The organism is Flavobacterium bizetiae, assembly GCF_902804475.1.
GTDB lineage: Bacteria > Bacteroidota > Bacteroidia > Flavobacteriales > Flavobacteriaceae > Flavobacterium > Flavobacterium bizetiae.
On sequence record NZ_CADCSU010000023.1, the window covers coordinates 91,072 to 103,545 of the forward strand.

10 protein-coding genes are annotated in these 12,474 nt (G+C 35.8%); 4 read left to right on the top strand and 6 right to left on the bottom strand.

Annotated elements, in window-relative coordinates; translation table 11 throughout:
- Window positions 1-93 precede the first annotated feature (93 nt).
- The 6 genes from FLACOL7796_RS24615 to FLACOL7796_RS01170 all read right to left on the bottom strand — a co-directional run bounded on the left by FLACOL7796_RS24615 (window position 94) and on the right by FLACOL7796_RS01170 (window position 8,354).
- Window positions 94-1,182 carry a sprD domain protein gene (locus FLACOL7796_RS24615; protein ID WP_232067260.1) on the bottom strand — a complete coding sequence of 363 codons (1,089 nt, stop codon included), beginning with the start codon at window positions 1,180-1,182 and terminating at the stop codon, window positions 94-96.
- A gap of 39 nt (window positions 1,183-1,221) precedes the next feature.
- Window positions 1,222-4,452, bottom strand: coding sequence for a PorP/SprF family type IX secretion system membrane protein (locus FLACOL7796_RS01150; RefSeq protein ID WP_232067261.1), 3,231 nt, complete (start codon window positions 4,450-4,452; stop codon window positions 1,222-1,224).
- Between the two features lies 1 nt (window position 4,453).
- Complete coding sequence (sprC, locus tag FLACOL7796_RS01155) at window positions 4,454-5,896, bottom strand: gliding motility protein SprC (protein WP_173968966.1); 1,443 nt, start codon at window positions 5,894-5,896, stop codon at window positions 4,454-4,456.
- Window positions 5,893-6,267: a hypothetical protein gene (locus FLACOL7796_RS01160; protein WP_232067262.1), complete on the bottom strand. Its 375-nt coding sequence runs from the start codon at window positions 6,265-6,267 to the stop codon at window positions 5,893-5,895. Before FLACOL7796_RS01160 ends, sprC begins: the two co-directional genes overlap by 4 nt.
- Window positions 6,268-6,411: 144 nt before the next feature.
- Window positions 6,412-7,704 (bottom strand): hypothetical protein, encoded by a 1,293-nt coding sequence (locus FLACOL7796_RS01165; protein ID WP_173968970.1) that lies wholly within the window; start codon window positions 7,702-7,704, stop codon window positions 6,412-6,414.
- Window positions 7,705-7,901: 197 nt separating this feature from the next.
- Window positions 7,902-8,354: a hypothetical protein gene (locus FLACOL7796_RS01170; protein ID WP_173968972.1), complete on the bottom strand. Its 453-nt coding sequence runs from the start codon at window positions 8,352-8,354 to the stop codon at window positions 7,902-7,904.
- Between the two features lie 433 nt (window positions 8,355-8,787).
- Between FLACOL7796_RS01170 and FLACOL7796_RS01175 the strand changes: the two genes are divergently transcribed.
- The 4 genes from FLACOL7796_RS01175 to recA all read left to right on the top strand — a co-directional run bounded on the left by FLACOL7796_RS01175 (window position 8,788) and on the right by recA (window position 12,127).
- The gene (locus tag FLACOL7796_RS01175) at window positions 8,788-9,936 is read left to right on the top strand and encodes a DNA polymerase III subunit (RefSeq protein WP_173968974.1); all 1,149 of its coding nucleotides are present in this window, start codon (window positions 8,788-8,790) and stop codon (window positions 9,934-9,936) included.
- 6 nt (window positions 9,937-9,942) lie between these two features.
- On the top strand, window positions 9,943-10,329 hold the full coding sequence (locus tag FLACOL7796_RS01180; protein ID WP_072957544.1) for a DoxX family membrane protein: 387 nt from the start codon (window positions 9,943-9,945) through the stop codon (window positions 10,327-10,329).
- A gap of 107 nt (window positions 10,330-10,436) precedes the next feature.
- Complete coding sequence (locus FLACOL7796_RS01185; protein WP_173968976.1) at window positions 10,437-10,946, top strand: acyl-CoA thioesterase; 510 nt, start codon at window positions 10,437-10,439, stop codon at window positions 10,944-10,946.
- 173 nt (window positions 10,947-11,119) lie between these two features.
- Window positions 11,120-12,127, top strand: coding sequence for a recombinase RecA (gene recA, locus FLACOL7796_RS01190; protein ID WP_173968979.1), 1,008 nt, complete (start codon window positions 11,120-11,122; stop codon window positions 12,125-12,127).
- The last annotated feature ends 347 nt before the right edge of the window (window positions 12,128-12,474 follow it).

Sequence of the window (12,474 nt, forward strand, 5' to 3'; positions counted from 1 at the left end):
ATTAGTGAATAAAACAATTAGTATTCTATAACATTTATTATTATGCCCTCCTTAGCATAGGTTAAGGAGGACCGACATTACTCTTATTCTGTATTAATTCTCGACTTTTACGATAGCCATTTTTCCGTTATATGGTTTTGTTCCTTTTGCTTCTAATGCTTTAGTTGCTTCAGATAAACCTTCGAATTTCTCGTAATAGATATAATACTTACTTGTTGTTACGTTGTAAAAGAAATTAACATCTGAACGTCCTGCCGCGACTGCTTTAGTCAGGAACTGATCACGTTTTTCTACACTGTTGTGAACGGCAATAATTAAATAATAACCACTATCAGAATTTTTAATATTCTTGATAATTTGCATATTCGACTGGTCTTCACCAAAATCAAAGTCACTTGCGGTTAATGGCGTACTGCTTATTTTAGTTGTTTCTTTTATACGTTTTAGAGCGGCAACGTCCTGTGCATATCTTCCCTGATCGTTCTCGTAAGCTGCACGTTTGATTCTACGTTTTTTCTCAATTTCAGTTTCAGCTTTAATACGTTCTAAATTCGAAAGTAAAACAGCACTGTCTGATTCCATTTTTAATTGTGCTGCTTTCAACTGATTGATCTTATCCAGATACGCCTTGTTTAAAGCATCATTTTTATTCGGGAATTTTTTAAGCCTTTCGTTATATAAATTAGTCAACTTAGCGATTTCATCTTTTTGAATTCTATTCGCATCCGCAAGTTGTGCTTTTAAGGCCTCTAACTGACTATTTTCAGCCGCTACACTTTTAAAAGGTTTTGGCTCTTTATAAATTCCTTTTTCACTTAAATCATTCTCTTCTTTTAAGTCATTAAGATCTCTTTGTTTATTAGCCACAGTAGTATTAAACTGAGACAATAAGTCTTTTTGATTTTTAACCGAATTTTCGATAGATTGTGTTAAATCATCTATTGCTTTTGCTGTATCATCTTTTGGAGCTGAAGCTGCTTTTGCAAGTGCATCTGCTGCTAATTTAGCTTGCAATGCTTCTGCATCGGCTTTCGCTTTGGCATCGGCCAATAATTTTGCTTCAAGTGCCTCTTCTGCTAATCGCAATTGTCTTGTTTCTTCCTCAGCCTGTAATTTTTCAGTAGCTTCTGCATCCGCTTTTGCTTTTTGATCTGCCAGTAACTTCGCTTGTGCAGCCTGCATATCAGCTTTCGCTTTTGCATCAGCAGCTAATTTTGCTTGTTATGCTTCTGCATCTGCTTTTGCTTTTGCATCAGCAGCTAGTTTTGCTTGTAATGCTTCTGCATCCGCTTTTGCTTTAGCATCTGCAGCTAATTTTGCTTGTAATGCTTGGGCATCTGCTTTCGCTTTTGCATCTGCAGCTAGTTTTGCTTGTAATGCTTCTGCATCCGCTTTCGCTTTTGCATCAGCAGCTAGTTTTGCCTGTAATGCTTCTGCATCCGCTTTTGCTTTAGCATCAGCAGCTAATTTTGCTTGTAGTGCTTGAGCATCTGCTTTGGCTTTAGCGTCAGCGGCAAGTTTTGCCTGAAGTGCTTCTGCATCTGCTTTGGCTTTAGCGTCAGCAGCTAGTTTTGCTTGTAATGCTTCTGCATCTGCTTTAGCTTTTGCGTCAGCAGCAAGTTTTGCCTGTAATGCTTCTGCATCGGCTTTCGCTTTAGCGTCAGCAGCTAATTTTGCCTGTAATGCTTCTGCATCCGCTTTTGCTTTAGCGTCAGCAGCTAATTTTGCTTGTAGTGCTTGAGCATCTGCTTTGGCTTTTGCATCTGCAGCAAGTTTTGCCTGTAATGCTTCTGCATCTGCTTTTGCTTTGGCATCAGCAGCTAATTTTGCCAGACGTGCTTCTTCTGCTTCTTGTAATTTTTTCGCTTCGGCATCAGCTTTCGCTTTAGCAGTTGCTTCTGCATCAGCTTTAACTCTTGCATCGGCAATTAATTTTGCCTGTAATGCTTCCATATCAGCTTTTGCTTTGGCGTCAGCAGCAAGTTTTGCCTGTAATGCTTCTGCATCCGCTTTTGCTTTAGCATCAGCAGCTAATTTTGCCTGTAGTGCTTCTGCATCCGCTTTTGCTTTAGCATCAGCAGCTAGTTTTGCTTGTAGTGCTTCTGCATCAGCCTTAGCTTTAGCATCAGCAGCTAATTTTGCCTGTAGTGCTTCTGCATCCGCTTTTGCTTTAGCATCAGCAGCTAATTTTGCTTGTAGTGCTTCTGCATCAGCCTTAGCTTTAGCATCTGCAACTAGTTTTGCTTGTAATGCTTCTGCATCAGCCTTAGCTTTAGCATCTGCAACTAGTTTTGCTTGTAATGCTTCTGCATCCGCTTTCGCTTTAGCATCTGCTTCTATTTTTGCTTTTGCAGCAGCTTCAGCATCAGCCTTAGCTTTTGCGTCAGCAGCTATTCTTGCTGCTCTTGCTTCAGCATCAGCTTTCGCTTTGGCATCGGCAGCTAATTTTTCTTTTAATGCAGCATCTTCAGCAGCTTTTGCTTTAGCATCTGCAGCTAACTTAGCTTTGTTCGCGGCATCAATGCTTACTTTTGTTTTTGCAGCAGCAGCGGCAGCAGCTTTGGCTTCAGCGGCTAATCTTGCCTGATAAGCATCTGAATCTGCTTTTGCTTTAGCATCAGCAGCTAAGATTGATTGTAAATCTGCCGCTTCAGCTTTTGCTTTAGCGTCAGCTTTACGTTTTGCTTCCGCAGCATCTGCTTTTGCTTTAGCATCTGCAGCTAATTTTATTTTTAGGGCTTCGGCATCGGCCTTAGCTTTATTATCGGCTTCTAGTTTTGCTTTGGCAGCAGCTTCAGCATCGGCTTTAGCTTTTGCATCTGCAGCTAGTTTAACTTTTAGCGCTTCTGCATCCGCTTTTGCTTTATCAGCAGCTAATTCAGCTTGTGTTTTTTGTGGTGTTGCAGTCGTTGCAGCTTTTGCTTTTGCAGCTGCTGCGGCATCGGCTTTAGCTTTATCTGCAGCTAACTTAGTTCTCAATGCTTCAGCATCTGCTTTGGCCTTATCAGCCGCCAATTGTGCTTGAGTTTTTTGAGTTGCTGTAGCAGTAGGTTTATTTGCAATTGCTTGCGCTCTCGCAGCAGCAGCAGCATCTACTCTCGCTTTATTGTCTGCAGCTAATTTTATTCTGCGCGCTTCAGCATCAGCTCTCGCTTTGTCTGCAGTCAGTTGTGCTTGTGTTTTTTGCTCTGTAGCAACTGCTCTGTTTGTTGTTGCAGTTTGTGCTCTTGTTGCATCGGCTTTAGCCTTCGCATCAGCAGCTAATTTTATTTTTAATGCTTCGGCATCGGCCTTCGCTTTATTATCGGCTTCAAGTTTTGCTTTTGCAGCGGCTTCGGCATCAGCCTTCACTTTTTCTGCAGCAGCCAGTCTTATTTTAAGTGCTTCAGCATCGGCTTTAGCCTTAGCTTCTGCAGCTAATCTTGCTGTTTCGGCCCCACTTACTCTAGTTACCGGTGCAGCTTTTGGTTTAGCCATTACTGCTTTTGGTTTCGAAGGATCTATTAAAGACCCCTCTTCATCATCACCATAGTAATAGTTTCTATTTTTGAATTTATAAGCAATAGCAAATTCATGAGAGCCTCCCAGATTTGTAAAATTCCCCATTCCTCTTTCGTAGTTGTACTCAATGGCAATACTCGGAGAAATATTAATTCCTAAACCTGCTGAAATTCCGTATAAAGTATTATAACCTGCCTGTGCCCAAACTCCTTGTGGAATGGCAATCATGGCAAGTCCTGAAATGATCGTTTTATCTTGTTTGATTTCTGTTTTTACAATTCCTGAGAATTTACTACGATCAAAAAAACCATAGCTATCCAGATATCCTGTATACATAGCATGCAATTCAATTGCTCTTTCCGGATCATCTTTCACGATACCTGAACCAAAATTGTAAAGAATTAAATTGTTTACAGAAACTCCAAAATCAAGAAATGCGGTTCCGTAGTTAATACCAGGATTAACGGTAAGTAATGTATTTGAAGGATAATCTAAATTTAAAAGATTTGGATCATCAGATATGATTTTCCCTTTATTTAAACCACTTTGATATACGCCAACGTTCATACCAAAAGTTAAGTTACTATCTTGCTCTAAAACAATATTGTGCGCAAAATTTCCTATTCCGCCAAAGACGGTCATTAGACCATAATTTTGTTGAAATAAGCCAAAAGCAAAAGCTTCATTTTCTCTAAAACGTCCTGAATAATTGGCTAAATAAGTATTTGGCGCATCTTCAAACTGCACCCATTGTCTTTTATTATAAAAACTTGCGTATGCATTTGTTTCGCGAACAAAACTAAATGTTGGGTTGATTAAATATCTATTAAACTTTAAAGAATTTCTGATAGGTAATGAAAACGAAACAACTCCATTCTCAGGTTTGTCCTGGGAATAGAGTGTATTTGAAAAACCGTAAAATAAAGTGATGAATAGTAAAATTTTCTTCATATTATCTTATCACAGTTATTGATCCTTTTTTCTCACCTGCGTCGCCTTTAATGACATAGTAATATACTGGATTTACATTTTTAAAATCGATTGAAGTCTGAGGCCAATCTCCCTGATAATTGGTAACATCAAGAACCATATCGCCATTAGAACTTATAATCATAACCTTGGTATTGGCATTTTTGTATTCATCGGGGATATTCCAATAAGGGCTTAAACCACTTAAACTTATTATGTTTGGAATCACTGATGAAGGACCTGCTTTTCCTTTGGCTTTAAAAGTAAATTCTTTAGAAGAAATACATCCTGAAGATTGCGATATACGTACTTTGTAAATACCAATAGCCGCCACCAGATAACTACTTGAAGTAGCTCCCGAAATAAGATTGTTGTTTAGATACCATTCATAAGTTGGGCTTGTAGCATCTGTTGTAACCGTAACGTTTAAAGTTTCTCCTTCTTCAAGTTGAAACTCATCAGCAACATCAATACTGGAATTAAAACCGTTACTTTTCAGGTCGATTGATCCTGTAGCATTACATCCTCCAAAGTCAACTTCTACCGTATAGATACCGGATTCAGTTGCTTTTACGGTACGGGTATTACCTCCAAATGGAGCGCCATCTTTTTTCCAGGTATATTTATTACCACTACTTGCAGTTAAAACGGTTCCATCTGCACTTGCACAAAACGGATTACCTAAACTAGAACTAATAACTACAGCAGATCCGGATGATGAACTTGCAACGTTTACACGATTAGAACTCGTATTTGGATCGGTACATGCACCATATTCAATAACAGCATAATATTCTCCGGCTGAATTTACAACTAACGTTTTATCACTTTGTCCTGCAATAAGAGCACCGTCCTTAAACCATCTGTATTTAAGATTTGGGTAAGTAGCAGGAGAAGATCCTATTACGCCTGGAGTATCATTATCAACTGAAAGAGTTAAATTACCACCTGAACAAATAGTAGCATTACCAGATTTTCCATTAACGGAAAATGATCCCTCATATGACTTATAGTAGGCAGGGAAATCTGTAGCACTTGTGATTGCATTTTTATATCGCACACTTGTAACTCCGGTAGAACTTTTTATTCTTATACCATAAGTTTCTGAACCTACCAAAGTAACTGGCAGCGAAAATTTTATGGTTTGTTTTGTTGGAGAAACATCTATTGGAGCTCCCTTTATAATAGTAGCAATAGGGTTATTTGCATTGTCTAAAAGTTCTACTGCAAATGTTGTTCCCGGAGGAAAATCAACATAACTAAATGTAGCGTTAAATTCATTGAAAGCAGGACCAGCACAAAGTTTCTCTAAACCATCAAATGGCTGAGGAACTATTGTTTGGGCATACATATTCGATTTAGCTAAGAATAAAAAGCCAAATAAAATGAGAATTTTAGTAAAACTTAAAGTAATTTTTCGAATCATATAGTGCGTTTTCGGGCCAGATCTATATTCTCAAAAAACAAGATGTCTATAAATGTTTCAGAAAAATCATATCGGTAGTTCTCAATAATATCTTTTGCAAGAAGTGAATAAGAAGCTGCTAATGATGAATTATCTTCACATTTTAAAGTAGTCTGATCGTTCGAATCAACTGCAATAGGAAGGCTATCCTTGGGGATGGATAGCCCTGCTATAAACTGATTAGAATTCTCTAATTTGCTGATAATTTTAGTATCAGCCGTATCGTTATTTTGGTTATTTGACGTAGTCATATGGCAAACCGTAGCAATAGAAGTTGTAGGCTTTTCTATTGAACTTTGTGCATATAGACTTAACGTAATAGGTGAAACCAAAAATATTATATTTAAAAAATATTTTTTTCTAGATTGAGCCATTATGTTTTGATCTTTATTTGGTCCTGTTTAAGACGAATACATAAATTGTGTCTGGGGACTTTATTAATAAAATTTACGCTTTGAAATAAAAATCTAAGTCTATTATCTATTGCCGCTTGAAGCTGTAATTTTTCCTAATTGTAATCTAAAATCTGGTTTTTTAGCGTTAGAAATATCAATGAATGTTTCTTTGTTATCACTTTGAGAGTAAACGTTAAAGAACACACTATTTCCGTACCAGCTCTCTAAATCTTCGTTGTTAGAATTGTACTCTGTAAAGATATTTCCGTTACATAGGTTGAAGTACATTTCCTCAAATTTGATTTTTTTAAGGTTGGCGTCATTGATTTCTGTTTTGCTGTCTAATAATACTGCCGGATTAAATCCTGAGATCACACTTCTTTTCATTTCAAGAGAAGCATTTTCAGCTACATAAACAGCCTCTTTTACTAAACCTGCCTGAATATCAGCTTTGATATTGTCGCTGTCATTAAGCATTGTAATATTAGTTGCAACTACTAAAGTTTGTTTTTTAGTAAAATCTGTTTCGCTTTTCTTTTCGTAAGATTTTACTTCCATACAACGAGATCCGTCTTTAGTACTTGAGAAGTAAGAAGATCTAACTGCCAATGAGTTATAGAAACGACATTGTACACCTTGAGAAAATTTAAAATCGTCGTTGATTGATTTATAAGAAACAAATTTTGTGGCATTTATATCTCCGCCAAGGATACCAAAAGAATCTCCTCCGGCGTAGCTTACCATAATGTTTTCTAGTATAGTTTTGCTACCAACACCAGCTAAAGTTAAACCGTTGAAAGTATCAACACCTTTTACTTTTTTTCCTGCAAATTCGATTCTCACGAATCTTAAAATTCCAGAATTTGAAGCTGCATTATCTCCTCCGTAAGTAGTAAGAGTTGGATCAAGATCTAAGTTATAAGACCCTACGTTTCCAAATTTATTAATTGGAGCATCACCAAGAATTACAACTCCACCCCAGTCTCCAGCTTTTTTCTGGCTGCGGTTTGAAGTAAATACGATTGGATCTGTTTCTAAACCATCTGCAACAAGTTGAGCACCTTTTGTAACTACCAATGTTCCTTTTGTTTCGAAATCACCAATAATCAAAGTTCCCGGTTCAATCGTTAAAACAGCGTTATTTGTTACATAAACATTGCCTTGCAAAACATAAATATTCCTCTTCAGCAATTTTGTATTAACAGAAATGTTTCCTGCTAAGATTTGATTTGCTTCTCCATACTCTACTTTGTGAGGCTTAAATTCGGTCCAGTTGTTCAACCAATTGTTGTAGCCCATAATTCCTTTTTCTTGTTGAGCACTCATACTAGTAACTGTCAAAAGAACGCAGATCATTTGAGTAATTTTTTTCATGATAAGGGGGTATTACGGTTAATAATAAATTTGGGTATGCGTATGCTTAAATGATAAAAACTCATCCCGAGTTTTCTGATAGTAGTCAGAACCCACGAGAACGAGTTGTTATTTTTATTTCTTTTTTTCATGGCGTAAAAAATTTAACTCATCTACGCAAACACTTCAAAAAAGGTTTTAAAAAATATTTTATAATATTACATTTCGTTCAATTCGTTGAACTCATGTAAAGATTTCAATGTGCTTTCGTAAAATAAAATTGCTGCAATAAGGTTTCCTTTGTCAGAATACGGCATCATTTTTCTTTGAAATTCTACTGTAGTATCTAAGAAAGTAGTTGTACCAACAGCCTGAGCATCTAAAACTTTTTTGTGCTCGTTATCGTCCGGAATACCTAAGTCTGCCATCGTAACACCTGGTTTTGTAACCAAAGCAATGTAAGGGAGAGTTTTTACTAAAACTTTAATACGCTCAATGTACAGTTCCAAAAGTTCTCCTTTTTGCATACCGCTCAATTCTTTTTGATCATGGTATTTGCGAATAAGAGCTGTTGTACTAATGATACTTCTTGGAGCATTTTTAGCCTGTGCTGAAATAGCACCAGTTGTCATTAAAAAAAGTGTACTAAATAAAATAATTTTCCCTTTCATAGATTCTTATTATAATGGGTTGTTGATGCAAACAAAAATATGTAAATTAACTTAAATTGCAACTTTATTGATTTCTTTTTTCAAAAAAAAACCTTAAAAAAACCTTAAAAATCAGTCTTATGTCGGGAAAATGTGCGTTTTAACGGGCTTTTTGTTAAATTTGTTAAAATCAAAACCGTAAGATATTACACATAAAAAAAACAAAATCATTTAAAATTATAACCAAAAAAACCTTACGTTTATCATTTTTTCGAAAAAACTATTAACAAAAAACTGCTGATATCTACTCGATTTATCCTCGTTATTAACAAAAGTTGGTTAACAAACTTCAAAAAATTCGAGAAAAAAGCTTTATAACAAAATAAATAAAATACCAGATAGAAACTTTTGAACGAAAATTTTTGACTACATCATTTTCTTCTATCTTTGCTTCATGCAATTTTCTCAAATTTTAGGTCAAGATTACATTAAAAGTCACTTGATAAAAAGTGCAGCTTCCGGACGAATTCCGCACGCACAATTATTCATTGGGCCAGAAGGAAGTGGCACACTATCAACGGCCATCGCTTATGCGCAATATATTTTGTGCAGCAATACAGGAAACGAAAATTCTAACGGAAATGATTCCTGCAATTTGAAGTTTCAAAACATTTCGCATCCAGATCTGCATTTTATTTATCCAACGGTTACTACCGAGGATGTTAAAACAAAACCAAAAAGCTTAGATTTTATTCAGGACTGGCGCACTTTTATTCAGGAAATGCCTTATGGCGGATTATTTGACTGGTATAAAATTCTGGGCGTTCAGAACAAACAGGGAGAAATTCGTGTCGAAGATGCAACAGAAGTTTTAAAATCACTTTCGTTAAAATCTTACGAAGGCGGTTATAAAATCATGATCATCTGGATGGCCGATAAAATGAATATCGCAGCCTCAAATAAGCTTTTAAAATTATTAGAAGAGCCATCAGATAAAACCATTTTTATTCTGATTTCTGAAAATGAAGAAGATATTATTCAAACCATACGTTCTCGTTGTCAGGTAATTCACTTTAACGGACTTCCGGAAAAAGTAATTGCTGAAGCTTTGGTTGCTCAAGAAAATATAGATTCTAATTTAGCTAAAAAAATTGCACATCAGGCTCAGGGAAATTTTAGCAAAGCCTTACATCTTTTAAAAGAAGATGACTCAGAATATCCTTTTGAGCAATGGTTTGTCAACTGGGTTCGTGCCGCATTTAGGGCCAAAGGAAATGCTGCCGCTATTCAGGATTTAATTTCCTGGAGCGAGGAAATTGCAGCTCTTGGACGTGAAAGCCAGAAAAAATTTATTCAGTTTTGTATTGAAATGTTTCGTCAGGCACTTTTGCTTAATTATGAAGCTCCAACTTTGGTTTACATTGAACCTAAAGTCGAAAAATTCAAACTCGAAAATTTTGCACCATTTGTAAACGGAAACAACATTCACGAAATTTTCAAAGAACTTTCAGATGCGATGTATCACATTGAAAGAAACGGAAATGCAAAAATAATTCTGACCGATTTATCTATAAAACTGACTCGTTTAATTCATAAAAAATAGTTTCAAATGAATAACAATGTTGCCTCCATTTTACTATTAGCATTTTTAGCCTTAACCTTCTTACAATCAGGATATGAAAAAATATTTTATTGGAAAGATAATGTCGAATGGCTTAAAGGGCATTTTGCCAAAACACCACTAAAAAACCAGGTACCTCTCGCCTTACTTCACCTTTTAATTCTTGAATTAATTTCTGGAATTTTATGTGTCGTTGGAGCTATACAATTACTTACAAATAGTGGTCGTGAATTTGGTTTCTACGGAGCTATTTTCTCTTGTATTTGTTTGCTAATGATGCTTTTTGGGCAAAGATTAGCCAAAGATTACGACGGCGCGAGAACCATCGTGATTTATTTTATTCCGGCCGTTATGGCTGTTTATTGGTTGAATTAAAAATAGGCCACAGATTAAAAAGATTATAAAAATCATTTAAATTCTTTTAATCTGTGGCAAAAAAGTTCGCAGAACGGACATGAAAAATAAAATTTTACATTAAAAAAATGAACTCAAAACACCCTTCAGAATCCTTAACCATTTTAACCGATTTAGTTTTACCGAGCGAAACAAATCCTTTAAACAACCTTTTTGGAGGTGAATTATTGGCCCGTATGGATCGTGCAGCAAGTATTGCAGCCCGCAGACATTCTCGCCGAATTGTAGTAACAGCATCTGTAAATCACGTTGCTTTCAACAGAGCCATTTCGTTAGGAAGTGTGGTAACTGTTGAAGCAAAAGTGTCAAGATCTTTTAAAAGTTCTATGGAAGTTTTTATCGATGTTTGGGTAGAAGATCGTGAATCAGGAAGCAGAACAAAAGCAAACGAAGCTATTTATACTTTTGTGGCCGTTGATGATACCGGAAGACCAGTTGAAGTTCCGCCAATTGTGCCTGAAACCGAACTTGAAATACAGCGTTTTGACGCCGCTTTACGTCGTAAACAATTGAGTTTATTGCTAGCAGGAAAAATAAAACCTTCTGACGCTACAGAATTAAAGGCTTTATTTTTGTAGTATAAATTTGGTACAATTTGGAACAATTTTGGGAAATCAATCTTCAAAAAAAGAACTAATTTTACAAAATGTAAGTCCATACAAATCTGAATCAGGAAATTATTTCTTTCTGATTTGTTTATGAAAGAGAAAAAAAGATAAAAATTTAGATGAAAGAAAAAGAAAAAAAAGAGATGAGTTCAGAGAAAGATGCCAAATTAAAAGCGCTACAACTTACGCTTGACAAACTAGATAAAACTTACGGAAAAGGAACCGTAATGAAAATGGGCGATAAAGCCATTGTAGAAGTAGAAACTATTTCTTCAGGTTCACTTGGAGTTGATTTAGCTCTTGGAGTTAATGGTTACCCTAGAGGAAGAATTATAGAGATTTACGGTCCGGAATCTTCTGGAAAAACAACTTTAACGTTACACGCAATTGCAGAAGCTCAAAAAGCGGGCGGAATTGCTGCTTTTATAGATGCTGAACATGCTTTTGATAGAAATTATGCTGAGAAATTAGGCGTAGATATCGAAAACCTGATCATTTCACAACCAGACAATGGTGAACAAGCTTTAGAAATTGCTGAGAACTTAATTCGTTCAGGAGCAATTGATATTGTGGTAATTGACTCTGTTGCTGCCCTGACTCCAAAAAGTGAAATTGAAGGTGAAATGGGAGATTCTAAAATGGGTCTTCATGCACGTTTGATGTCTCAGGCTTTGAGAAAATTAACAGGAACAATTAGTAAAACAAACTGTACTGTTTTCTTCATCAACCAGTTGAGAGAGAAAATTGGTGTTATGTTTGGTAATCCTGAAACTACAACGGGAGGTAACGCATTAAAGTTTTACGCTTCGGTACGTTTAGATATTCGTCGTTCATCTCAAATTAAAGATGGTGAAAATGTTATCGGAAACAGAACTAAGGTAAAAATCGTAAAAAATAAAGTGGCTCCACCTTTTAAAACTGCCGAATTCGACATTATGTACGGAGAAGGAGTTTCTAAAACAGGTGAAATTCTTGACTTAGCGGTTGAATTTGAGATCGTTAAAAAAGCAGGATCATGGTTTAGTTACGGAGATACAAAATTAGGACAAGGTCGTGATGCTGTAAAATCTTTAATCAAAGATAATCCAGAATTAGCTGACGAATTAGAAGTAAAAATTAAAGAACATATCAAAGAATTGGCTAACGCTTAATATTCTTAAAGATTTAATATATAATACTTTATACCGACCCGACACGTTTTTTAAACCTGTCGGGTTTTTTATTAAAAAAAATATCAAAAAACGACGCAACCATTTTACGATATGTCCATCTAATAAACAGACATAAGCTTTGATTGCTATTATGCCATAATAACATTCGAACTTTTTTCAGAATAAATTTGGTTGTTTGTTCTACAAAAATCCGTTAGTTTTCAAATACTAGCGGGTTTTTTATTAAATAATTTTAAAGTTTTCTGTTTCTCACGCAACCTTTTTTACTTTCTGTTCTCTATTAAAGTATGACATTAACTTGAGTTTAAACCAAACTCTTTATTATC

Coding starts and splice junctions, on each gene's coding strand:
- FLACOL7796_RS24615 (WP_232067260.1), bottom strand. CDS start 1,182: ATGCAGGCTGCACAAGCGAAGTTACTGGCAGATCAAAAAGCAAAAGCG.
- FLACOL7796_RS01150 (WP_232067261.1), bottom strand. CDS start 4,452: ATGAAGAAAATTTTACTATTCATCACTTTATTTTACGGTTTTTCAAAT.
- sprC (WP_173968966.1), bottom strand. CDS start 5,896: ATGATTCGAAAAATTACTTTAAGTTTTACTAAAATTCTCATTTTATTT.
- FLACOL7796_RS01165 (WP_173968970.1), bottom strand. CDS start 7,704: ATGAAAAAAATTACTCAAATGATCTGCGTTCTTTTGACAGTTACTAGT.
- FLACOL7796_RS01170 (WP_173968972.1), bottom strand. CDS start 8,354: ATGAAAGGGAAAATTATTTTATTTAGTACACTTTTTTTAATGACAACT.
- FLACOL7796_RS01175 (WP_173968974.1), top strand. CDS start 8,788: ATGCAATTTTCTCAAATTTTAGGTCAAGATTACATTAAAAGTCACTTG.
- FLACOL7796_RS01180 (WP_072957544.1), top strand. CDS start 9,943: ATGAATAACAATGTTGCCTCCATTTTACTATTAGCATTTTTAGCCTTA.
- FLACOL7796_RS01185 (WP_173968976.1), top strand. CDS start 10,437: ATGAACTCAAAACACCCTTCAGAATCCTTAACCATTTTAACCGATTTA.
- recA (WP_173968979.1), top strand. CDS start 11,120: ATGAGTTCAGAGAAAGATGCCAAATTAAAAGCGCTACAACTTACGCTT.